This window comes from Candidatus Margulisiibacteriota bacterium, assembly GCA_041650635.1.
Taxonomy (GTDB): Bacteria; Margulisbacteria; WOR-1; order JAKLHX01; family JBAZKV01; genus JBAZKV01.
The window spans coordinates 45,937-68,715 of the sequence record JBAZKV010000007.1 but is presented as its reverse complement, the minus strand read 5'-3'; the positions used below and the strand labels follow the sequence as shown (position 1 = coordinate 68,715).

Sequence of the window (22,779 nt, the reverse complement as noted above, 5' to 3'; positions counted from 1 at the left end):
ACGCTTGGCACTGCCCCAACCCCTTCTATATATCTATCGCCTTTTGACGGCCCGTATTTCACCTTGGTTAACCTCCTATTTTATACCCATTTTGGGCTTTTTCAAATACAAAGGGCGGGGTGCCTGTTGTAACAACCCCGCCCTTTCTATCATGAAAAGACCGAAGTCAACAGGCAAACCTTCGATCTTTGACGCTCAAAGCGTGAAACCGGCGTTCTATAGTATATTCGGGGCCAGGATGGGGAAACTTGCATGTAAGTAGAGCCAAGGGTATAGGGTCAAGGGTATAGTCGGGCAGGATTGTGCAGACCGTTTGACTTGCCCCGGCTCGACTCCGCTCGCCGCAAGCTTGCCACTTGACCCTTGACCCTATCTCAAAGAGTTGATCAGTCCTCTCAAAAGCTTTGCTATTTCCTGCCTCTTCGAATCGAGTTGATCATATTCGGTACCACTGATGTATCCTAGATCTTTGGCTAACAATAAATATGTTTCTATCTCACCAAGAGATCCTTTTGATATCATCAAAAATTGGATATATTCTTTTCTGTACTGCCTTTCATATCTTTCGGCAATATTAGCGGATACAGAAATCGAAGCTCTGCAAATCTGGGAAATAAGGCCATATTGTTCATTTTTTGGGAAACTGCGCGATATTTTGTATATTTCCAGAACAAAATCATACGCTTTTTGCCACACGATCAATTTTCTAAATCCCTGATTAATCTAAATCACCCCCCTCTCTCCCTTGACCCTTGCCCCGGCTCGACTCCGCTCGCCGCAAGCTTGACCCTTGCCCCTTGACCCTTGGTTACAGCAATTCCCCCGCCACTCGTCAAAAGCTGAACAGTTGAGGGATTTTGAACGATAAACAGTCATGATGAGCGGTGCATTTTACAGGACGCTTCCGGCCAACCTTGTCTGGAGCAGCGTCAGAAAAATGGGGCTGTCCGAAGCAGCAAGGGTCCTGCCAAGACCGGGACTGGTCCCCATGGGCATAGGGGCTCATTTTGTGTGCCTAAGGGCAGATGATGTCGTGATAAAGCTTGCCAAGCTTCGCTCCGAGTTCCTCTTTGACGATATCTGCTATGAACTGATAAAAGCGACCGTGCCCCGTCAACATCTGGTGGAGCAGTCTATAGCATCAGTCGGGCTTAACATAGCAGGGTTCTGCCCTTTTTCTAAAGAGGTATTGATACAGCCTTTTGTCCAGGGAATAAAAGTTGAGAGGATGCTCTATGAAAGCAGCGGTATTTTGGGGCGTCTGGAAGTTTCTGTCTATCCCGAGTTTAGAAGCGCCTTTTGTGCCGTGGCGCCTTTTATCAGGAATATGCTCTACAACCCCAATATTGACCCCAGACCGGGGAACTTTATTGCCACACCGGAGGGCGGTCTTGTCTACATTGATTACCGGATGCCGCCTGCCGACGATGCCGATAAGGAATGCAGGACGCTGCTTGACCGGGTGCTGACAAGGGAAGGGTTTTGAGTTTGTGCCACCAAAGATTTTGCTCAAATCGAAACGGTGGCCCTGCCCGCTGTCTGAATAAAAGGCAAGGGATCTGTTATGCCTTTATCAGGCAGATATGCTTCAAAGTGTATGTGAGGCCCGGTCCAGAGCCTGCCACCGCCGTTGGCCTTGCTTCCTGCCACTCTTGCCACAGGCTGTCCTGCAGAAACTGAACTTCCCTCGAGGCCCTGAGGGATATCGCTAAGATGGCAGATGCGCACTTTAAACCCGTCGCTTCTTTGTATCGTTACAACTCCCCCCACTTCGGAGTTGCTCCTTTCGACCTTGACCACTACTCCGGTTATTGGAGAAAGCACTCTGGATCCCGCACCTGCTGCCAAATCAATACCCCAGTGCATCCTGCGATCGCCGTGTACAGGGTGTGTTCTCATTCCATAAGTCGAGGTAAGCCGGTATGAGGTGGAAGCTTCGAAAGGGAGTACGAACGAATCCTTGTTGGAAAAATATTTCTCGAGCCTGTTTTTTATTTCCTGCAGATCATAGTCTATCCGGGCCGAGCCGAACACGGCCTGAAGGTTCTTTGCCCAGGAGTTCATCCGTGCGGCGAGGCCTTCTGCAGAGCTTAAGGAAGAGGGAAGACTTCCTTCGTCAAGTACAAACCCCATATTCCTCACCGAGGTTCCGCCCAGGCCCAGAGAAAGAGATCTCAGGTCGTCGTTCATTGTTATAGAAATCGCAGGCGGAGTAATGCTGCCGTCAGCACTCCTGCCAAGAACAGAGATCGCTCTCCTAAGGTTGTGCGCGACCGCGGCGGTTTCAGCCTTGCTCTTGCACCTTATCACCGGCTGGCCGTTCACAAGGACCAGGTTATCAAGCGCATTCACGGACACCTGATACTGAGCCAGTTTTTCGGCCATCCTTATGGCTGAATCGTCGATGCGGCTTCCCCCGCTATAGAGTACTCTTAATCCTTCCAGAAGCTGTTTTGGCATCGTCAAATCATCAAATTCGGAGTACTCCAAAAGATTTGAGCCCCCGGCAATAACATTAAAGCCGGTATAATCATCCAGCATTCTGGCCTGGATCAAAACCCCTTCGGAAGGCCTAAACACCCATGCCTTTAATAATCTTTTTAGCAGTATTTCGGCATCCTTTCTGCTGCAGGAAAAGCCCAAAGGCAGTTCCTTTCCATTGCTTTTTACGGTCAGATCAAAAACTCCCGCAGCAGTTTCTGTCAGGGCCAGGTCCCTTGTGTTAATAAGAAGTGTCCCTGAACAAGCATTCGAAAGGTTGATAGCCCAGACAAAAAGGTCATCATTGTTGCCCGGCTCTCTTCTTATACCTGTTCTTACCGTACGGCTGTCTTTTGTATATTCAAGACTTAGTACTAGCTCGCCTTTTTCCCTGGCAACAAAGACCCTTAAGCCGGTAGCTCCCTCTGCTTGTTTGAGCCGCTCAATTATAATCCCTCTTCTTTTTGCATCCGAACAGCTCATTACCGCTTTACCGTTGACAAAGATCCTGTCATTAACGGCTGAAACAAATTCCGGCTCATTATGCACCTCATTGCCGACAAGAGGTCTCTCTTGGGGATCAGGGGTATTAGTTGCTGTCCTTTGATCTTCGGGAACAATTGGGGACCGCGGACTTTCTGTGGCGTTGCCTTCTAATACAGAAACCCCTGTCAAAGTTGTTTCGCCGACACTCATGGTGTGCTACCCCCCTCTTATTTATTAATCGTCAATTATTGCCGCGGGTTTCTTCTTCCTCGTCGGCAAAGACCTCGTTCTCCATGAACTCATAGGCTTTTTCCAGAGTTGCATCGCCGCGCTCATAAGCCCTTCTGGCTATTTTCTTAAAGGCCTCGTTCTTGCCGTAATACCACTCGTACGCCCAGGCAAATTTTTCAAGAGGATTCTTGTCCCAGGGGAGCCCGGTTTTGCCTTCGAGCGTAAGATATAGCTCGCCAAAGGCATCCTGCTCCTTTGCCAGAGAATTCAAAGAAAACCTGTCCCAAACCTTTTCCCAGTCGCTTTCGGGAACCTCAAGCTTTCTGATGCCGAACTGGTAGTATTTGTTGGCGCCAAAAAAGACCCTGCGCATCTCGGTCATGTTCCAGCCGCTTTCTTTTACGAACTTCATGAACGCCTTGAAAGAGAGGTTAAAATAATTGACCGCGTGCCCCACTTCGTGGACCAGGACCTCGGGTATCTGCTCTGCAGGAAGGTCGTCAAAAAGATAGACGCGTTTTTGCTCGGCGCTGTAGGCCCCTCCGGCGTGCACCTGCGCGCCTTTGAGCATCCTTATCTGAAGCTCTTTGTTCTTGACAATCTCTTTTACGCCGATCAGGTGCCTTTTCTTCTTTTTGTGGATATCGCGCAGGACCTCTTCTACCACCAGGAGTTCCGCTTTTGAGAACTTAACATCGCTGTCGAGTATCTCTATGCCAAAATCCCTGAACACCCTTCTGCGTATCTCTATGCCTTCGGGGATATGCGCGGGCACTGGATTGCCCGGCATCCCCACTTTAAAGGGAAGGGACGCGGCAACTCCGGAGGCGCCATAGGCTCCTATGCGTGAGATTTCCATACATGAATACATCGTAGACAGCCGGGGATTTCTTGTAGGGGAAATTACCTCTTCAGGAAACCCGAACCTCGGCTCCGGTCACATATACCCGAACCTAAAGGTTCGGCTCCGGGTTTGCTTCCCAATGGAGCCGACCTTTTAAGGTCGGGTTGCCTGCAATGATCCCGAACCTAAAGGTTCGGCTCCGGGTTTGCTTCCCAATGGAGCCGACCTTTTAAGGTCGGGTTGCCTGCCCCCCTGGCGGGGAAATTGCTATAGGATCGTTAAATCAAATGAATATGATAGTTCATTATGTGTTTTCAACATATAAAAGGCAGTTTATCCTAACAGACCCTGATGCAGTGTCGGATATTTCAACATGGTTCGTGGAAATCGCAAAAGATAAGGGGCTCATAATAATTGAGCTCGCGATTCTGGCAGATCATGTTCATATGTTAATCGAACAGCGATCTCAAACCAGACCTAAAATTGCAATGCAATTCCTAAAAGGAATAAGCTCGAGGAATTTCTTTAAAAAATATAATGCACTGCCTCGATGGCAATTTAAACGGCTTTGGCAGAAATCCTATAAGTGCTGGATTATCCCCACAAATAACTTAGACAATATAAGAAAATATATAAAGGGCCAAAATGTTCGGGGTATTGATAAGAGATTTTGACTGTTTGCGTGTTATTGGAGCCGACGCTTTAGCGTCGGGTCTTCTGCAATTACCCGAACATAAATGTTCGGCTCCGGTTTTCTTTCCCAATGGAGCCGACACTTTAGTGTCGGGTCTCCTTCATTTTACCTCTCGACCATCGTCCCGATACCGATATCAGTGAACAGTTCCAAAAGAAGCGCGTGGGGTATCCTTCCGTCAAGGATGTGGACCTTTTCCACCCCATCCTTGAGGGCGGACAAGCCGCAGCGGACCTTGGGTATCATGCCGCCAGAGATGGTGCCGTTCCTTATGTAGCGCCTGACCTTGGAAGCGTTGATGACCGATATAAGCCGGTCCTTTTTGTCGTAAACCCCTCTCACATTGGTGAGAAGGATGAGTTTTGTTGCCTGCAGGGCTCCCGCTATTTCTGCCGCGGCAGAATCTGCATTTATATTGTAGACGCTGCCATTTCCGTCAAAGCCGATAGAAGAGATAACGGGGATCCTTCCTTTTGAGATAGTGTCCCTTAGGCTTTTCACATCTATGGAGCGGACATCGCCCACAAAACCGAGGTCTATCTTCTGCCCTTTTCTGACTATTGTGTGCTTTCTGGCGCGGATCACCCGGCCTTTTTTCCCTGATATCCCCTTGCCCTTGCCGGAACCGCCTTCCCTGTTTATCACAGAAACTATTCCGGAATTTACCCTGGAAAGCACCTTTTCCACCACTTCCATTGTGGCAGGGTCCGTTACCCGCAGGCCTTCGATGAACTTTGATTCTATGTTCCTGCGCTTAAGCTCCCTGGTTATAGACGGCCCTCCTCCGTGAAGCAGTATAGGGTGCATTCCCAGATAGCGCAGAAGAACGACATCCTTAAGGACCTTGGCGCGGAGCTTTGGGTCCACCATCGCGTTGCCGCCGTACTTTATAACAATTATCTTTCCGTAGAATTTTTTAAGATAGGGAAGAGCCTCTATAACGACCTCGGCCCTTTTGATAAGCTTTTCGAACATCAGGTATGGTACCTCGCGTTTATGTCAATATAGCCTTCCGTAAGGTCGCAGCCAAACGCGCTGGAAGAAGCGCTCCCCGAGTTCAAGTTTATGGTAAACTTCATTTCTTTCTGGTCCATCAGTTTTTTTGCCTTTGCGGCGTCAAAAGGCAAAGGTCTGCCCTTTTTTACCAGAGCAATGCTCTCAAGGTGAACATCGACCCTTTCGGGGTCAAATTCCACTCCCGCATAACCGGCTGCGGCAATTACACGGCCCCAGTTGGGGTCGCTGCCGTAGACGGCGCACTTTAAAAGGCTGGAGCCGGCCGCGGCTTTTGCTATTTTTCCCGCGTCCCTTTCTGTTGCCGCGCCCTTTACCAGGACCTCGAACAGTTTGGTAGCACCTTCTCCGTCCCTTACCATTTCTTTTGCAAGATAAAGACAGACCTCTTTGAGCGCGGCGCAAAAGGCCTCGAAGGTTTTTCCTTTTTTTATTTTTGCCGAGAGCCTGCTCGCAAGACAGAAGACCGTATCGTTGGTGCTCATGTCGTTATCGACGGTTATCATATTAAAGGAAGAAGAGGCCGCCTGTTTGAGAGCGGTTTTAAGCAGTGCCGGATCGATATCGGCATCGGTGGTAATAACAGTGATCATTGTGGCGCTTCGACTCCGCTCAGCGCAAGCCACATTAGGACAGATCATCCCGGAGCCTTTTGCTATGCCGGCTATTTTAAAACTGTTCTTTTTATCGATGTCAACCTCAAGGGCTATCTCTTTTTTTCTGGTATCGGTGGTAAGAATTGCCTCCGCCGCATCGCTGCAGCCGGCCTTCTTTATCATGCGCGACACCGCCCAGATGCCGCCAAGGACCTTTTTCATGGGAAGAAGCCGCCCTATTATCCCTGTTGAGGCAACAAGCACGCTGTCCTTGGAAATTCCAAGAGCCTCGGCAGCGGTAGAGGCCATCTGCTTTGCGTCGATGATGCCCTGTTTTCCCGTACAGGCATTGGCATTGCCGGAATTAATGACGACAGCACGGGCGCGGCCCTTTTTTAGGTTTTCTATTGAGACAAGTACGGGCGCTGCCTTGAACCTGTTAGTGGTAAAAACCCCGGCCGCGGAGCAAGGCTGTTTGGCATAGATCAAAGCGAGGTCTTTTTTGCCGGACTTTTTTAGGCCTGCCGCAAAACCCGCTGCAAGAAATCCCTCCGGGGCGCAGATACCGCCGCTGATGACCTGTTGTTTCATGGATAGATGGGGGGACGGTCCAGCCCGGCCTTCTGGTCAAGGCCGAACATGATGTTCATGTTCTGGAGCGCCTGCCCCGCCGCGCCTTTTACCAGATTATCTATGGCCGACAGCACAATAACTCTGCCCGCCCTTTCATCAACAACAATATTTATATCGCAGAAGTTTGACGAGGAAACATATTTGGTCGCCGGGAGTTTGCCCTTGTCCAGCACCCGGACAAAGGGTGCTCCCTTATAAAAGTCGCGGTAGAGCGCGTGTATCTCGTCAACGCTCTTCTTGGCAAGGAGTTTTCCGTAAATTGTCACCAGAATGCCACGGTTCATCGGCACCAGATGCGGCACAAAAGAAGTTAGCACCGTTTTTCCGCAGGCTTTTGACAGTTCCTGGTCTATTTCGGGATTGTGCCTGTGGCCTGCCACTGCATAAGCCCTAAAGTTCTCGTTGCACTCCGGAAAATGCGTTATCTCGGTAAGCGCCGCCCCGGCCCCCGAGACACCCGATTTTGCGTCAAAAACAAGAGAATCTTTGTCAACAAGTCCGAACTTTAGCAAAGGATAGGAACCAAGTATGGAGGCGGTTGGATAGCAGCCCGGGTTTGCGATAAGGCGGGCTTTTTTTATCTGCTCGAGGTAGAGCTCGGGCAGCGCATAGACCGCTTCTTTAACAAGTTCCGGGCTGGCATGGTCTATTTTGTACCATTTTTTATATTCCTCAAGGTCCTTGATGCGAAAGTCCGCGCTGATATCGATAACTTTTTTTCCTTTTTCCAGCGCTGCCGGAGCATACTTCATCGCAAGGCCGTTGGGAAGAGCCATAAAGATGACATCAACTTTATCAATCAGCCCGGAGATCTCCGGGGGTTCGCAGATCAGATCACAGAGCCCGTTAAGGAACGGGCGCAACTCGGACAACTTTTTACCAGCATGGGCCTGCTCGCTTGCAACCCAGGCCAGTTCTGCCTGCGGATGCCCGTGCAAAAGTTGGACCAGACCTATTCCCGCGTATCCCGCGGCTCCCATTATCCCTGCCCTTATCATCAGATTTTCCCTTCTATCACTTATTTTCTCCATCTCTTCTGTACGGGCAGGCAGCCGCCTGCCCCTATCAAAAAATCAATGATACCGCTTAACCTCAAATCGATACAATTCAACCTGGTCTTTTTCCCCGATCCCGCCCTTCATGCGGCAAATCTCTATCTGCTGCTCGGGGCTGTCAACTCCCGGCAGGTCGGGCAAAAGAAGCCCCCTGCGGTATCCTGACTTAACAATAACACCAAATTTTTTCGCGTCAAGGTCTTTTTTGTCTTTTATTAAAACCGGAGCGCTGAGAATGTCCACAGAGATGTCAAGCCCGCCCAGTTCGTCCGGGGTAATTGGAGGGAACCTGGGGTCTTTTGCGGCAGCCGAGATCGCGTTCATGATGATCTCTTCCGCCACATTTTTCTGGGTAGGGGAAAAGGTACCGATGCAGCCGCGCAGAGAGCCGTCCTTCTTATGTATGGAAACAAAGACCCCTGCCCTCTGCTCCATTTCTTCCGAAAGGTCCTCGGGCGGATCAATGATCCTGCCGCCTTTAACATAGGCCTCTATCGTTCTTTTTGCTAATTCAACTATTGCGTGCATATCCTTGTATGGGCAGGCGGCCGCCTGCCCCTTTCTATTTCTATCTATATTCCGCCACCATGTAGCCAACCCCAAAAGGTCCTTCGTAAGAAAGCACCCTGCTCTTTAGGGCGGAACCATCCAAGGCCCCCAGCAGGATGGCTATAGACCAGAGCGCGTCCTGTCCGGCGGCTTCGGCAAGAACAGGGTCAAAGCTAAGGATGTCGTCCCTGTCATCCTTTTTTACAAGTTCAACCAATTTATCGTCAAATTCTTTTCCCCTTGCGCTGTAGCCGCCCGGGGCGTCCTGTGTCAGTTTGTGCGACATATCAGAAGATGCAACTACAACTATCTTCTTTCCCGAACTTAACGCCGCTTTAGAAAGCGCCCTGCCGACTTCGAACAACTCCTTAAGAGAGGCAAGGCTGACGGCTATCGGCAGGACCGTACAGTTAAGCCCGGCTTGTTTTAGAAAGTAATACGGGACCAAAACCCCGTGGTCCAGAAAAGATTCCGGGACCTCTGCCGCGTAAAGTCCCGATGCTTTTGCCTCGCCAACCGTCTTATGCCCAAGAACAGGCTCTCCTTTGCATTTGAGCTTTACTTTCTTATCCCCAAAGGCTGAGAAGTCGCCTTCAAGAACAGGACCTGAATAAACATGGACGGTAGTTGCCGAGATATCTCCGTGCGGAGTGATAATCACCAGCACATCAGGCTTGAGGCTCTTTGCCTTTTTTGAAACTTCTTCCATGGCAGACCTGGTGCTGCTTGCTTGTGCGATCCTAGCCCCCCCTATCTCGGGCACTATGATAGGCGGATGAGGGGCAATTATCCCATAGATGACATTTGACATTTCGGGATCATGATATAACAAAGCAAGGATAACTGCAATCGGTTGGATCAGGCTCCCGTGCTATAATCTTTCCATGTCGCTTAAGATAACCATTTCCGGAGTAAGGGGCATCGTCGGAAAGTCGCTTACGGAAGAGTTTATCCGGTCTTTTATCCGGGCCTATATCAGATATTCCGGCTGTAGAAAGATAGCTCTTGGGACCGATACCAGGCTGTCAAGAAAGTTCGTTTCGGACATAGTGCTGGATGAGCTCTGCGCCAAAGAAGTGAGCGTGGTCTGGCTTGGGATAGCCCCCACGCCTACCGTACAGGTCATAACAAAAGAACTCGGGCTTGACGGCGGCATTGTTATTACCGCCAGCCATAACCCCAGCCAGTGGAACGGGCTCAAGTTCGTCACCAAAGACGGCGTCTTTTTGAACGAAAAAGAAGCGACCTCGCTTATCAAAGAATACGAAAAGAACAAAAAAACCAATGCAGGTAAAACTGCCCCTGCCGGTTTGATCTCCTCTTTTTTTGAAGAAAAGGAAAGCGCGCGCTGTCTCCACCTGGAAAAGATCATCAAAAACGTTGACGCCTCCCTTATAAGGTCAAAAAAAATCACCGTGGCGCTTGACCCCGGCAACGGAGCGGGATCAAAGATAACAAAAGAACTGCTGTCGGTTTTGGGCTGCCAGGTCATAGCAATAAATGATGACACGGGAAAGGAGTTCCAGAGGGGACCGGAGCCGGTGCCGCAAAACCTGGGGGCTCTGGAAAAGCTGGTCCTTTTGACAAAGGCCGACATCGGATTTGCCCAGGACCCTGATGCCGACAGGCTTTCCATAGTATCGGACACAGGGTCTGCAATAGGCGAAGAGTATTCGCTTGCCCTCTGCGCCGCCCATCTTCTTGAAAAGAACAAGGGGAAAAAAGGCCTCTGTGTTGCGGCCAATCTGTCCACCTCAAGGATGCTGGATGATATTGCAAAAAAATACGGAGCCGAAGTGATAAGGACCAAGGTTGGAGAGGTAAATGTGTCGGAAAAGATGAAAGAAAATGGCTGCCTGATAGGAGGAGAAGGCAACGGAGGAGTGATCTTTCCCAAAGTTGGTTTTGGCAGGGACAGCCTGTCGGGCATTGCCCTGGTGCTTGAATACATGGCCACGACCGGAAAAACCCTTAGCGAACTTGCAAAAGAGATCCCTTCGTATGTGATGATCAAGGACAAGATAGAGATGAAAGAGGATAAGATAGCGGACTTTATCAGTCTTGTAAAAAAACAGTACCCCGGGGAAAAAGTCGATGAAACCGACGGCTCAAAGATAGAGTTCAAAAAGGGCTGGGTGCACATAAGGCCTTCCAACACCGAGCCTGTGGTCAGGTTCATAGCGGAAGGAAAAGACCGGATTTACGTGGAAAAACTGATACAGGGTATCAGACAACTTGCCTAAGTAATGGCCCAGCCTCGCAACCGGAACTTTGACAAGTGCGCGCCGATGTCATTCTATTTGCTATCTCTGTCAAGAGAGATGAATTCATTGCCAACCCCCCGATAGGCCCTAAAACTCTGTTCCCGTGAAAACAACTTGCCCCGGATGTCAAAGATTTCCAGGCCGCACCAAAAACATACACAAGAAAACCTGTCCTGGCAGCGATAGTAATATAAATGGGCTTGTACTAGAAAAGGAGAAGGAACATGTTTTTAGGAGTTTATGGAATACATCCAAGACCAGGGAAAACAGCCGTACCCCCTCAGAACAGACAGTCAGAAAGCACCGAAAGACCTCAAGATAATACGAAAAACAGGACCGCAAAAGACATTATATTGGACCCCGGAGCAACCGAGGATCAAAAAAACGAAGCGATGAGGTCCATGATAAATACTATCCGTGCAATTAGCCTGACTTGTCAGCAAGCCAATACAGACACTCGCGCAGCAAGGGCTTCATTGGAAGCGCTCTCCCGGGACTTAGAAAGCATATCTTCTGAATTGGTAAACGCCATAAAGAGCGCCGGCATATCCAACACTTGCAGGGCCTACGCGCTTCGACTTCTTATGTCTGCATCTTCCGCTCCCAAAAGCCGCGCCGAGATCGAAGACTTGATCGGAAAAGACAATATCAGGAACGCGATATTAGATCATAAAAACAATGAGGTTTGGGCTCGGGCGGTAATTGAGGTGCTTGAACTCACTCTCACGCAAGAAGAGATGGATGAGATGCTGTCGCTTTACGGAAGAGCATTAAAAGACATGGTCGAGAATTCCGAAAACGAAGGGCTAAAAGCAGCAGCGCTGTCCATTTTTTTACGTGCGCAATCAGCCGAAGCAATAAAGGACCTGTACGGACTGCGCGGATCACTGATCGCAATAGTAAAAAAAGAAGCGGACGATCCTTCTAACGAGATGTATTTTCATCTTGCCATTGACTTGCTGTATAAAGCCATGGAAAACGGAAAAACCGAGAGTGAAACCATATTTGAAGAAATGAGGGGACTTCTTCAAAAGTTGGTGCAGGGAGAAATTGCAGGTGTGCATGCAAGAGTATTATTGACGGAGTTTCTTGGAATAGTGGTATCCATGGGAATTGAGCCGGCATATGCCATTATAGAGGAGAACATCGGCACTTTTATTTCTTCTATTAAAGAAATAAAAGGAGTGCCAGGGCCGGACCAATTAATTGCAGCAAGATTCCTTTTGATAGCAGCAGAAAGAGGGAACGATAAAGCCCTGGATTTTGCGGAAGAATCCCTAAAAGAAAAGAGTTTGCCCGAAGCGGTAAAATTCTTAGCAGCAAACATATTGGCTCATGCCGCGAGAAAAGGCAATAATAGGGCTACCATCATTCTTATCGGAGAATCCGGACATCCGAATGTCGGACCGGAAATCCAACAAATGGCTGAAAAAAGCATCATTATAGCCGCGATCAGAACTGGAGATGCCGCCGCGATCGAATTTGTCTGGACAGGATTAAAGAATACTCCGAACCATAGGATTCTCTATTCTTTGATCGAGTCTCTTTTTTATCTGACAAAAGAAGATCCAGCCAGAGGCGCAAAAGAAATAGCAGTATTTGAGGATGTTCTTTTTGACAGCCTGAAAAGTGATATGCCAACGGATGAGAAATTAACCCATTTGCATAAATTAGCTATAGCACAAATATTTGCCGATGCGATACAACATGACACCGGCGAATTGCTGAAAAAACTTGAAAATCGGGTCGCGTGGTTAGAAAAAGAGATTCTCTCTGAATCTCCCGGGAAGTTACAGATTTTTCTTGTTGACATCCTTGTAAAGCTTGCCGGATCAGGAAGTGAAAAGGCTTTGAGCTGCATTAAAGGAATGCTTTCAAAGATGTTCGACAATGACGACAAAGCATATCAATCCGCGTGCCTGAAAGTGATCGGCGGCTTATTAAGGCTGAAAGACGGCGAAATATTTCAGCACTTGATCAATGATCAAGACCTCCCACAAAAGGTTAGAGACCTGCTAAAAGACCTTAAAGAATTGAATATCCGCTGGCCAGAACGGTTTTATTATAGCGATCTTGAAAAGATCATCAGGAACAGAAAGAACATTGCCGAAAGCGGATTAAAGACCGTTGTTCTTTATCCGGTTGATGACAGCAATTTTGCTTTTACATCGCAGAATGATGCTCTTTCCCAGTTGTGCGATCAAAGGGCAAAGACAGGGGAGGAATATGCCGTAGTATACTACGAGTGCTCTACCGATATAGAACTGATTGACGCCCTAAAGAATTGCACTCAAAAAGGCAAAACCCCGGCATACCAAATAATCATAGGAGGTCATGGCGCCGGAGGCTCTCACTTGGAGCTGGACAGACCCGATACGACAGAAATAGGACGAACACCTGATGAACTCGAACACTTCTATCTAGACCTTGGAGATAAAGACCAGCTGCTTAACGAAGGAATTTCAAACTGTCTCTCGGATAACGGAAGAGTAGTATTTGTAACCTGCTACGGCGCACAAGGCAGGGGGGGGCAGGTCAATCTGCCAAATGCATTCAGGGATATATTCCCTCAGGCAAAACACATACTGGCGCCGGATGTGTCTACCAATTTAGCGGGATTCACATTTGATGAAGAAGGAGGCATATCCTCTGTTTCATGGAAAAATCTAGATAGCATGGCAAATAATTCGTTGTGGTTCTTTTTTGGGGAAAGGAAAATTGGTTACGATGCGAAAAACCCTACCGGCTCATATGATATGAGCAAAGGCGGTATATTATCACGGCCTATTATTGGCAGTATTCGAGACCATATCCCCCAATTCAGAACTGTGCCTAATAATCGGCGGACTTTTTAGTGATCTTACGATTAATTGGTATCCGTTCAGGGTCGCGCAGCCCCGGGATTAGATTTCTGTCTTGAGGTTGAGTTCACTCATTTTTTCCAAAAGCACGGTCTTGGGCAGGTCTAAAAGCGCGGCTGTCCTGTCAAGGTCATTTTCGCAGCCCAGTATAAGCGTTTCTATTAAACTTCTGTCAAAAAGCTCTCTGGCCTTTGAGAGCTCCCACCTGCCGGATAAAAGCGCTCTCTTTGCGCAGATCCCGGTAAGCATCTGCAGGTCCGCCATAAGGTCGCCGTATTCAATGAACTCGCCGCGGCACAAAAGCACCGCGTTCTCGATAAGGGCCTCCATCTCGGCATAATTGCCGGGCCAGTCGTGGTCCAGCAAAAAGGAAAGCGCTTCTTTGGAAAAGCCCTTCACCGTCTTGCCGTATTTTTGGGCAAAACCATCCGCGTAGGCCTGAACAAGCACGGGCAGGTCCTCTTTGCGCTCCATAAGCGGCGGGATACAGATGATATCAAATATCTTTGAGACCTTTTCTTTTTCTTCCTCGGAAAGCGCCCGTGCTCCCAGTACGGCTTTTACAGACCTGTCGCAGCGCTGGTCCCTGCGGCTTATCAGATGATCAAGCAGCAGCTTCCTAAAGTGGTCGCTTGTCCTGTCAAAATTGTTGAGGAACACTGTCCCGGCCAGGTCTTCGCCTCCTTCTTCCTTTGAGGCCTCCTTTTGGGCAAAATGGTCCTTTAAGGCTGTCCAGAATGCCGCCTCGCTGTCCTGCCTCGAATAATCGGCAAGGTCCATTACCGCAAGCCTTCGGTTCTTGTTAAATCCCGCGCTGTGGAGGAGGCCTGCGGCGCGGACTGCCGGGGCTCCCTTAGGAAAAAGTATCACGGCATCTTTTTCGGTCTGCGCGGCCTCTGCCATAAGGCAGGTAAAATCCGTAATGGATTGGCCCGAGCCTTTTAGCCATAGTTCCTCCGAAAACAGGCCAGCCCGGTTTTTTGGCAGCCTAGAGATAAAAGCGCTGTCAACGGCCGTTCTAAGGGACTCTAAAGAAACAGGTTTTGCCAAAAAGTCAAAGACCCCGGCTTTTATGGAAGAAACGGCCTGCGAAACATCCTTTGTAGAGCTAAGGACTATTGCCTTGAGCCTTGGCGCGATGTTCTTAAAAGATCTGAAGATCTCATCTGGAGCAAGCTCCTGGCCGTCGGCGTCAATAAGAGCTATGTCGGACAGTTTTTGCCTAATGTGGTCCGCCGCCTCCGACAGCGCCTCAAAAAGCTCTACCTTGTACTGGCTCCTGTCGAGTCCGCTTTCCAGGTACTGCAGCAGACCTTTGTCCTTTGAAAAAAGAAGAAGTTTTTTCATGCCTTGCCTTTACGGCAGATTATACCACGAACGGCTTTTTTTTGCCGGCTTTCAGCCTTTTTTCGGCTTCCTCAAGATGCTCTCTGCAGTTGATCCCCATGGCCTCAAAGGGCTCTTCCACGCACAGCGCGGCCACCTTTTTGCCTTTTTTGCGCAGGATGCTGATGACATCGGTCAGGTAGTATTCGTGCTGCGAATTCTCGGGCCGTACCTGCTGCAGAGCCTCGGCAAGATCAGCGTTCTCAAAGCAATAGGTGCCCGTATTTATCTCTTTTACTTCAAGTTCCCCAAGACTGCCGTCCTTTTGCTCCACTATCTTTTCCACGTCCCTGCCTAAATCCCTGATTATCCTGCCGTATCCGGCGGGGTCCTCCACGCAGGCTGTAAGGACCGTAGCAGAAGCTTTTTTTGAGCGGTGAAGCTCTACCAGCTGCTTAAGCGTGGTGCTTTTTATAAAGGGCATGTCCCCGTTTATGACCAGAACGGTAAGGTCCCTGTCCTTTAAGACCTTTTCGGCCTGCATCACCGCGTGCCCGGTGCCAAGCTGCTCTTTTTGCTCTATAAAGTTAAGGTCTAGGTGCTTGTACTTTTTCATTACCAGGTCGGCCTTGTGGCCTACAATAATGTAGGCATCCCTTAGATGAAGCGCGTTGACCGCCTCCAGCACATAGTTGAGGATAGGAGCTCCGCAGAGGGTGTGAAGGACCTTAGGCTTGTCCGAGTTCATCCTGGTGCCCTTGCCCGCGGCAAGTATGAGCGCAACGGTCTTTTTCATTTTCAAGACACATTATATCATTGCTTAAGCCCTCAAGTTGCGCTATATTTGAACTGCATGGACAAAGAGGCCTTAAAGAAAAAGCTCAGGACGCTGATAGGACATGACAGGTACAGGCACAGCCTGAGCGTTGCCAAGACCGCTGCGCGCCTTGCCTCAATTCACGGCGTCAGCGTCGAAAGGGCTAAAACAGCCGGCCTTTTGCACGACTGCGCCAAGGGAATGGAACGCGGGTCTCTTTTAAGGAGCGCAAAAAGGCTGAGGCTTCCTCCCGGGCTGAAAGATTCGGGGCATTACCATCTTTTTCACAGCTTTGTGAGCGCCCATCTGGCAAAAAAGCTCTTCGGCATCAAAGACAGGGATGTTTTAAAGGCGATAGAGCATCACACCAGCGGCAGGGCCGGCATGTCAAGACTGGAAAAGGTCATCTATATCTCGGACCATATAGCCCCGGGACGCAAATGGCCCGGGCTGCGCAGGCTGCGCCGTCTGGCAAAACAGAACCTTGATAAAACTGTTGCCCTCGTCGCCGAAGAAATGATAAAATATCTTCTGGAAAGAAAAGCTCCCATCTTCGAACAGACCCTGACGACAAGGAATTATTACCTGAACAAATAATGGAAAACTTCTCGGACCCCATGGCCCCTCACAAGCAGGCACCCGGCAAAGGTGGGGCCTGGAAGTTCTGGATGGTCGTCATCCCTGTTTTTCTGGTGGCTATGTCGGCCAGTTTCGGCTTTTTTGCCGCTTTCATAGTCACAAGGATACTGGCCTTTGAGATGCTGTTCTCGCTGTCCCCCACCGTGAACAATCTGCCCAGCACCAATGTGCTTCTTCTGGGGGTTGATGCCACTGCCGGGGTAAGAAGGTCGGACACAGTGATGGTGGCGCATGTTGATCCCGCAACAAAAAGCCTTGGAATAATCTCCATACCCAGGGACACGCTGGTGGTTATCCCCGGGGTCCGGCTGGATAAAATAAACCATGCCTATGCTTTTGGAGGGGCCGACCTTGCCTGCAGGACAACCTCCAACTTTTTACAGGTCCCTATCGAGTATTACATCAAGGTAAATCTTGACGGTCTTGAAAAGCTGATAGACCGCATGGGGGGGATCACCCTTGATGTGGAAAAAAGGATGTACTATGTGGACTACGCCGGGGGCCTGCATATAGACCTAAAGCCGGGGGTCCAGAAGCTTTCGGGACGGCAGGCTATCGGCTATCTCAGGTTCAGGCACGATAACCAGTCCGATTTTGGCAGGATATCAAGGCAGCAGAAGTTTTTGGACGCTGTTGCACAGCAGATCTCAAAGACCAGGGGGCTCAGCCAGACCTACCACATCATAATGGATTTTGCCGGAAGCGTGGAGACCAATCTTTCGGCCTCGCAGATAATGGGGATAGCCTCGGTATCGCGCCAGGCTTATGAGATGGGCAACATTATGATGGCCCAGCTGCCCGGCAATTCTACCAAGATCGACGGGGTCTACTATCTGGAACCGGATATGAGCAGGGTGCCGGCAATAGTCGAAAGATTTTTGAAAGAAAGAAGGATAAGTGAAGCTCAAGGCCAAACCGGGCAGAACTAAGGCCCTTTCCTCGAATGCTATAGCCAGCCTCATAGCCAAAGCCGCGCAGGACAAACAGGCGCTGGACCTGGAAATAATAGACATCAGAAAAACCTCTTCCGTGTGCAATTATATGGTGCTTGCCAGCGGCAATTCCTCCCCGCATGTCCAGGCATTGCGCGACGGCATCGATGAGGCGCTTTCAAAAGCAGGGATAAAGGACGGTAAATGGCAGGGCAAAAGGGATTCCAACTGGATGGTGCTTGACCTTATCGGTGTGGTTGCCCATGTTATGGGAAGGCAGGAACGAGAAAAATACGCCCTCGAAAAACTCTGGGAAAAGAGCGCTTTTACCTACCATGTTTGATAGTTCGGCCAAAGTCAAAAATCCTGGCCAACACCGATGACAGGGTCCCCTGGCCCGGTCTCTGCGCAAAAAGCACATAGGCGAGCATCGATTCCTCGTAATATCCTTCCGGGACACAACCCGAAGGGTTTGAGACCGCGGCAACACCAAAACACATATCAAAGCAAAAGCCGGAATACAGCTCTTCTGTAAACGGAAGAAGCTGCCGCTGAACATCATTCAAAGCTTCCAAAGGCCTGGCGACCGATGTCCTGACAAGTCTTGAGTGTGCTCTGTAGCCGGAAGCTTTTAGGAGTTTTACCATTGTGCTGCTGATCTTTTGGTAAGCCCTCCAGTACGACTCGGGGTCCGAGGGGTCGGGTTTGTTATCCGGGCTCCAATCCTCGAGCAGATTGGCCGGCAGTCCTGACATTATATGAGCTATGCGGCCGTTATCAGACAATATCCTGTCGATCTCAAAAAAACCGCCGGCAAGCTGTTCCTCAGAGGTCGCAAGGTACAGGGCATTGGAACCTATACAGGCAGAAAAAGCTGAGCTCTCCGCTTTTATATCCCTGATATCGCAGACAAGCGTTTCCACCTCGGGATATGTCTTTTTCAGCGTTTTCAGGGCTCTGCCGTCAATATCAAGAGCAGTGACCCGGCCCCTCTGCTCTGCGGTATAGAACTGCAGCGGGGCGCCGCAGCCCGCGCCTATTTCCAAAACGCGCCCGCGCTCCGGCATGCGGTCCCACATCATGCGTTGATACAGAACGCTCATAGCGCCGGGACAGATCAGATGCCAAGCGCTCTGTCCCGACAGATCATTTACTTTAGTTCTTGCCGCGATCCTCATTAAAGCACCCCTATATTGTCGAAGGAGATCCGCTGCAATTTCATCCCGGAGCAGATCTTTATCAATGTGTTAGAATGGTTTTATGAAAGCTTCGCTGATCGGCTACCCGTTTTCCGGCCATAAGAACCTCTTTTCGGTGCTTTGCTCCATCCCGCAGGAAACCATAGACGGCAAACCGCAGGAAGTTTTTAAAGGCGTTTGCGAGGTCATTGATCCTCGGATAACAAAACTTATAGAACTGTATAAGCCAAAAAAGACTTCATACGCAAAAATTGAATATGAGCTCCTCCCCGATTTTGATCTTTCCGGCCCTTTAAAGACACAAATGCTGTCTCTTATGAAGAACGCAGATGAACTGTGCTTTGTGGCAAAGGGAGACTCCTTTATCGATGACGCGAGGCGTTTTTCTTCGGAACTGATAATCTACGACCTGATGGCGGTCGAAAAGAGGCTGGAAAATATAGCCAGGGAACTGAAAAAAAAGCACGGCGAGAACATCGAAAAGGAAAAAGTTGTGCTGGAAAAGGCTAAGGAACTGCTGGAAAAAGAGGTCCCCGTAAGGGACGGAGGGTTTTCGCAGGAAATGCTGAAAGTCCTTGGGGCGCTGCAGCTTTTGACGATGAAACCTCACATCTTTGTCGGCAATGTTTCGGAGAATAAACTATCGGACAAAGACCTGGTTGCCGGGATCGAAAAAGAATTTTGCGGCAAAGGCGTCCTGCTTTCCATAGAGATAGAGCAGGAGTTAAAACAGCTCTCTGATGAAGAACGCCTTGAATTCATGAAGGAATTGAAGATAGACGAACCTCCCGTTAATGTTATGACCAGGGCCGCCTATGAGGCGCTGGGCCTTATCTCATTCTTTACCGTCGGAGAGGACGAGGTCAGGGCCTGGACCATCAAAAAAGGCAGCGACGCCGGCGAGGCCGGGGGCGCCATCCACACCGACATCAAAAAAGGTTTTGTAAGGGCCGAGATGTTCAAATACGGCGACCTGATAGAGGCCGGCTCCGAAGCAAAACTAAAAGAGGCCGGCAAATTCCACCTCAAGGGCAGGGATTATATAGTTGAGGACGGGGATATTTTGAGCTTTAGATTTAATGTGTAAAAACCCGGTTCGCCCCAAAAGATCATTCTTCGATCTGCTTTCGGCGAAAGGATTGATTGAATTATGCGGAAAATGCCTTCTGCGTTGGAGCAGTTCATTTTCTGGACTCCGCCTGTCGTAGATATCTCAAGGGTAAGTATAAACTGTACCCACCCTTTGGCAAGCTCGGGGTCACGGGGGTTTTTATTTTAGCAATTTCCCCGCCAGTATATGCATCAATTTGACCGCAAACCTGTGATTATCTCCGTAATCGAACAGGAATAACATCATTTCGCCCGGTTGTGTGAACGCTTGATGAATTTTTGACTTTTTAACGCCTTTTGAATATTGGCTTAACGGTTCATCTCCGGTATCAACAAAAAGCTCATACGCCTTTGATGAATTGCTCAATTTTTCAAAACTGCCGTAGAATCCAAAGCAATGGTCCAACGCAAATCCAAATTCCTTTATGATCTTTTCGGCAAACTTGTAAAGACTGTCGGTGCCTTTTGCAAAAATCGTCTTGCGCGCACCGTTTTTTTGATAAAACACATCAAACTCATAATTCCCAATTCTGATATTGTCTGTTTTTTTCATGACATTATCCAAAATCTATCGCCTCAAACCCTCCTTCGCCCCTCCGCTTCGTTCGGTACTTCAGCGGGCAGGCGCATTCGCTAATGAAAAGTCTATAATCTCAAACGCATTCGTCTTTTTCCTCCCTATATGCTCAACAGTCATATATTCTTCCCTGAATGGGTCTGATTTCCAGAAACGGAAGAACTTATCGGGTGTTTTGAATCGACCAAAAATATTCTTTGCGGTTTTTGAAGCCCTGTTTATGATAGAGGGTATCTCTTTAAAATCAAACGGCAGGATATCGAATATGCCGGGATTGATTATCCTGACCGCTATTTCGTTCTTTATAAACACCTCATCATTGATATACCGGTTTATCTGGGAGAATGAAGTCGTTAGATCAAGGCATTGCATAAACACATCCAGCGCATTTTTCCTGTTAAAGTCGCCTTTTGATTGTCCGCAGTAGCCAAGATCGCAGGCTACTATCCTTTTAACTCCGGGTATCTTTGCCGCAACCGATATCGGACAGTTTTCGCGAATGCCGCCATCAGCCAAAGCCATCATTTTAACTTTACCCTGAGCTTGTCGAAGGGGCATTTTCTTTGGTTTGAAGATAACAGGGAAAGAGATTGAGGCCTCTAAGGCTTCTGACAGCAGCATGTTCTTGTCTTTACCAAATACTATGAGCTTTCCGGTATTGAGGTCTGTTGAAGTTACATAAACAGGCTTTTTAAGTGCTTTAAAAGTCTTCCCTGCAAATCCTGCTTCTTTTGCTATCAATTTAATCGCTTCTTTTGATTCGAACAGGCCAGCTTTTGAGAATATATCTATTGAAACAAGCTGTGGCCATATATGGCTTTTGACAAAATCCTGCGTTATCCGCTTAACCATCTTTGGGTCGTCATATAGGCCGAGAAGAACAGAGAACACCGCGCCAATAGAGGTCCCGACAAAGACACCGGGGACATATCCCCTTTTATTCATTTCTTCGGCAATGCTGATGTGCGCGACGCCTTTGACGAAACCGCCGGATAAGACGAGGGCGAGTTTGGATTTCATATATTTGCGGGAATTATAGCATGGAAAACCGGACTTGAACCATTTAATAACCGACACGGTTTTCGGGTCATATGACACGCTTTTCGGGTCATTGACATCCCTGGTGCTTTTTGATAATATTTTTTCTGATATGTTAGAAGTTATATTCGGCAACAAAGTAAGCGAAAGGATCCTTTTCTCTCTCCTAACGCAAAAAGAAGTGTACGCCAGGAACATATCCTCAAGATTCGGGCTAAGGCTTCAATCAGTCCAGGACCAGTTCAAACGGCTTGAAAAAGGAGGGCTGCTTGTCAGCAAGATAAAAGGCAAGACCAGGCTTTATTATTTCAACCCCAGGTACGCGCTGCTTGATGAAGTGAAGGAACTGCTGGAGAAGGCTTTTTCGTTCCTGCCGGAAAAAGACAGAGAAAAAGGCTACAACCTCCGACTGCGCCCAAGAAGGACAGGAAAACCTTTGTGGTAAACGAAGACGGGGATCTCCCTCTTAAAGACCTTGCTGTTCTTGTTGCGCATTCTCTTTCGCGGTACGGTATCGAAGCCGTACTCTCCGGCGGAGCCTGCGTCACTCTATACACAAATAACAGGTATATTTCGGGGGACCTTGATTTTGTCACCGATACCATCTATGAGAAAAAGATCGGGGCAGCCATGGAAGAAATCGGCTTTAAACTCATGCCGGAAAAATATTTCAGAAAGGTTGGCTGCAAATATTTTGTCGAATTTGTTCCGGCTCCCCTGTCCGTGGGCAAAGAACCTGTCAAAGATATAGCCCGGATCAGGACAAAAAAAGGGGTGCTCAAGCTATTAAGTCCAACTGACAGCGTCAAGGACAGGCTCGCGGCCTTCTTTCACTGGAACGACAGACAATCTCTTGACCAGGCGGTCATGGTTTCAAGATCGCAGAAGGTGGACCTTATAGAGATCATGAGATGGTCAGCCAATGAAGGTTATCCTGACAAATATAAAGAATTCCTTGATCTGCTGAATACACAATAATTCCAGACATCACGATACCCGCGCGCATTCATTTCTTCGGCAATGCTGATGTGCGCGACGCCTTTGACGAAACCGCCGGAGAGGACAAGGGCAGGTTTGTGGTTCATATTCAAATATTCTGCTTTTTATATTTTGCCCATTCAGTGGTCCCGTCACCATACGCCCATTGATCGGGTTTAAGCCCCCTTAAATACGAGTCAACCTTATCCAGCACACCTTTTTCTGCTGCATAATCAATATGTTCCTTCAATCTAAGCATCTTCATTAGTGCCGGAGTATCCCCCCATGCAGCCAAGATCAAAGGCAAAGCAGGTTCCCACCCACCTGAAGGCAATTGTTTGCAGTCCGGCAGCATCTGATATAGTCCATTCCAATATGTTGGCATGGGACAGACGCGGCCTTCTGATTGAACAAAATTTAACAACAACGCTTGTTTATTGCTCGTTATCATTTAT

The 22,779-nt window shown here is 48.8% G+C and carries 24 protein-coding genes; 10 read left to right on the top strand and 14 right to left on the bottom strand.

The features are described 5' to 3' along the window. Positions 1-369: 369 nt before the first annotated feature. Entirely contained in the window at positions 370-696 is a 327-nt protein-coding gene (locus WC490_03245) for a four helix bundle protein (protein ID MFA5097625.1), read from the bottom strand. A gap of 178 nt (positions 697-874) precedes the next feature. On the opposite strand from WC490_03245, the gene WC490_03240 reads away from it, so the two are divergent. Then, positions 875-1,486 carry a hypothetical protein gene (locus WC490_03240; GenBank protein ID MFA5097624.1) on the top strand — a complete coding sequence of 204 codons (612 nt, stop codon included), beginning with the start codon at positions 875-877 and terminating at the stop codon, positions 1,484-1,486. A 23-nt stretch (positions 1,487-1,509) separates the two neighbouring features. On the opposite strand, the gene WC490_03235 is transcribed toward WC490_03240, so the two are convergent. After that, positions 1,510-3,177 carry a M23 family metallopeptidase gene (locus WC490_03235; GenBank protein ID MFA5097623.1) on the bottom strand — a complete coding sequence of 556 codons (1,668 nt, stop codon included), beginning with the start codon at positions 3,175-3,177 and terminating at the stop codon, positions 1,510-1,512. A gap of 31 nt (positions 3,178-3,208) precedes the next feature. Beyond that, positions 3,209-4,057 carry a hypothetical protein gene (locus tag WC490_03230; GenBank protein ID MFA5097622.1) on the bottom strand — a complete coding sequence of 283 codons (849 nt, stop codon included), beginning with the start codon at positions 4,055-4,057 and terminating at the stop codon, positions 3,209-3,211. Positions 4,058-4,329: 272 nt separating this feature from the next. Between WC490_03230 and tnpA the strand changes: the two genes are divergently transcribed. After that, complete coding sequence (gene tnpA, locus WC490_03225) at positions 4,330-4,716, top strand: IS200/IS605 family transposase (protein ID MFA5097621.1); 387 nt, start codon at positions 4,330-4,332, stop codon at positions 4,714-4,716. 125 nt (positions 4,717-4,841) lie between these two features. On the opposite strand, the gene argB is transcribed toward tnpA, so the two are convergent. The 5 genes from argB to amrB are packed head-to-tail and all read right to left on the bottom strand — an operon-like array spanning position 4,842 to position 9,394. Continuing rightward, on the bottom strand, positions 4,842-5,711 hold the full coding sequence (gene argB / locus WC490_03220; GenBank protein ID MFA5097620.1) for an acetylglutamate kinase: 870 nt from the start codon (positions 5,709-5,711) through the stop codon (positions 4,842-4,844). Then, a complete protein-coding gene (argJ, locus tag WC490_03215; protein MFA5097619.1) occupies positions 5,711-6,937 on the bottom strand; it encodes a bifunctional glutamate N-acetyltransferase/amino-acid acetyltransferase ArgJ in 1,227 nt (408 codons plus the stop codon). Before argJ ends, argB begins: the two co-directional genes overlap by 1 nt. Beyond that, a complete protein-coding gene (gene argC, locus WC490_03210) occupies positions 6,934-8,010 on the bottom strand; it encodes an N-acetyl-gamma-glutamyl-phosphate reductase (GenBank protein MFA5097618.1) in 1,077 nt (358 codons plus the stop codon). Before argC ends, argJ begins: the two co-directional genes overlap by 4 nt. A gap of 42 nt (positions 8,011-8,052) precedes the next feature. Next, positions 8,053-8,562 (bottom strand): AmmeMemoRadiSam system protein A, encoded by a 510-nt coding sequence (amrA, locus tag WC490_03205; protein MFA5097617.1) that lies wholly within the window; start codon positions 8,560-8,562, stop codon positions 8,053-8,055. Positions 8,563-8,602: 40 nt separating this feature from the next. Continuing rightward, positions 8,603-9,394: an AmmeMemoRadiSam system protein B gene (amrB, locus tag WC490_03200; protein ID MFA5097616.1), complete on the bottom strand. Its 792-nt coding sequence runs from the start codon at positions 9,392-9,394 to the stop codon at positions 8,603-8,605. A gap of 73 nt (positions 9,395-9,467) precedes the next feature. Here amrB and glmM point away from each other — a divergent pair, with 73 nt between their 5' ends. Together glmM and WC490_03190 are read left to right on the top strand one after the other, a co-directional pair. Beyond that, positions 9,468-10,826 carry a phosphoglucosamine mutase gene (gene glmM, locus WC490_03195; GenBank protein ID MFA5097615.1) on the top strand — a complete coding sequence of 453 codons (1,359 nt, stop codon included), beginning with the start codon at positions 9,468-9,470 and terminating at the stop codon, positions 10,824-10,826. Positions 10,827-11,818: 992 nt separating this feature from the next. Next, positions 11,819-13,702 (top strand): hypothetical protein, encoded by a 1,884-nt coding sequence (locus tag WC490_03190; protein ID MFA5097614.1) that lies wholly within the window; start codon positions 11,819-11,821, stop codon positions 13,700-13,702. 48 nt (positions 13,703-13,750) lie between these two features. Here the strand turns inward: WC490_03190 and WC490_03185 are convergent, their stop codons facing one another. Continuing rightward, on the bottom strand, positions 13,751-15,055 hold the full coding sequence (locus WC490_03185) for a response regulator (protein ID MFA5097613.1): 1,305 nt from the start codon (positions 15,053-15,055) through the stop codon (positions 13,751-13,753). Positions 15,056-15,074: 19 nt separating this feature from the next. Further along, on the bottom strand, positions 15,075-15,830 hold the full coding sequence (locus tag WC490_03180) for a sugar phosphate nucleotidyltransferase (protein MFA5097612.1): 756 nt from the start codon (positions 15,828-15,830) through the stop codon (positions 15,075-15,077). Positions 15,831-15,887: 57 nt separating this feature from the next. Here WC490_03180 and yqeK point away from each other — a divergent pair, with 57 nt between their 5' ends. The 3 genes from yqeK to rsfS are packed head-to-tail and all read left to right on the top strand — an operon-like array spanning position 15,888 to position 17,765. Next, complete coding sequence (gene yqeK / locus WC490_03175; GenBank protein MFA5097611.1) at positions 15,888-16,448, top strand: bis(5'-nucleosyl)-tetraphosphatase (symmetrical) YqeK; 561 nt, start codon at positions 15,888-15,890, stop codon at positions 16,446-16,448. Beyond that, positions 16,448-17,419, top strand: coding sequence for an LCP family protein (locus WC490_03170; GenBank protein ID MFA5097610.1), 972 nt, complete (start codon positions 16,448-16,450; stop codon positions 17,417-17,419). The genes yqeK and WC490_03170 overlap by 1 nt, the downstream gene beginning before the upstream one ends. Further along, complete coding sequence (gene rsfS / locus WC490_03165; protein MFA5097609.1) at positions 17,388-17,765, top strand: ribosome silencing factor; 378 nt, start codon at positions 17,388-17,390, stop codon at positions 17,763-17,765. The genes WC490_03170 and rsfS overlap by 32 nt, the downstream gene beginning before the upstream one ends. On the opposite strand, the gene WC490_03160 is transcribed toward rsfS, so the two are convergent. After that, positions 17,749-18,600 (bottom strand): class I SAM-dependent methyltransferase, encoded by an 852-nt coding sequence (locus WC490_03160; protein ID MFA5097608.1) that lies wholly within the window; start codon positions 18,598-18,600, stop codon positions 17,749-17,751. The genes rsfS and WC490_03160 overlap by 17 nt on opposite strands. Before the next feature lie 82 nt (positions 18,601-18,682). Here WC490_03160 and WC490_03155 point away from each other — a divergent pair, with 82 nt between their 5' ends. Next, positions 18,683-19,708, top strand: a complete 1,026-nt coding sequence (locus WC490_03155) for a DUF933 domain-containing protein (GenBank protein MFA5097607.1) — start codon at positions 18,683-18,685, stop codon at positions 19,706-19,708. Positions 19,709-19,891: 183 nt separating this feature from the next. Here WC490_03155 and WC490_03150 read toward each other — a convergent pair whose 3' ends face one another. Both WC490_03150 and WC490_03145 read right to left on the bottom strand, forming a co-directional pair. Then, positions 19,892-20,284, bottom strand: coding sequence for a hypothetical protein (locus tag WC490_03150; GenBank protein ID MFA5097606.1), 393 nt, complete (start codon positions 20,282-20,284; stop codon positions 19,892-19,894). A gap of 60 nt (positions 20,285-20,344) precedes the next feature. After that, positions 20,345-21,328: a patatin-like phospholipase family protein gene (locus WC490_03145; GenBank protein MFA5097605.1), complete on the bottom strand. Its 984-nt coding sequence runs from the start codon at positions 21,326-21,328 to the stop codon at positions 20,345-20,347. A 34-nt stretch (positions 21,329-21,362) separates the two neighbouring features. Between WC490_03145 and WC490_03140 the strand changes: the two genes are divergently transcribed. Both WC490_03140 and WC490_03135 read left to right on the top strand, forming a co-directional pair. Continuing rightward, complete coding sequence (locus tag WC490_03140; protein ID MFA5097604.1) at positions 21,363-21,791, top strand: winged helix-turn-helix domain-containing protein; 429 nt, start codon at positions 21,363-21,365, stop codon at positions 21,789-21,791. Continuing rightward, positions 21,785-22,324 carry a hypothetical protein gene (locus WC490_03135; protein ID MFA5097603.1) on the top strand — a complete coding sequence of 180 codons (540 nt, stop codon included), beginning with the start codon at positions 21,785-21,787 and terminating at the stop codon, positions 22,322-22,324. Before WC490_03140 ends, WC490_03135 begins: the two co-directional genes overlap by 7 nt. A 109-nt stretch (positions 22,325-22,433) precedes the next feature. On the opposite strand, the gene WC490_03130 is transcribed toward WC490_03135, so the two are convergent. Further along, positions 22,434-22,775: a hypothetical protein gene (locus WC490_03130; protein ID MFA5097602.1), complete on the bottom strand. Its 342-nt coding sequence runs from the start codon at positions 22,773-22,775 to the stop codon at positions 22,434-22,436. Positions 22,776-22,779: the final 4 nt, after the last annotated feature.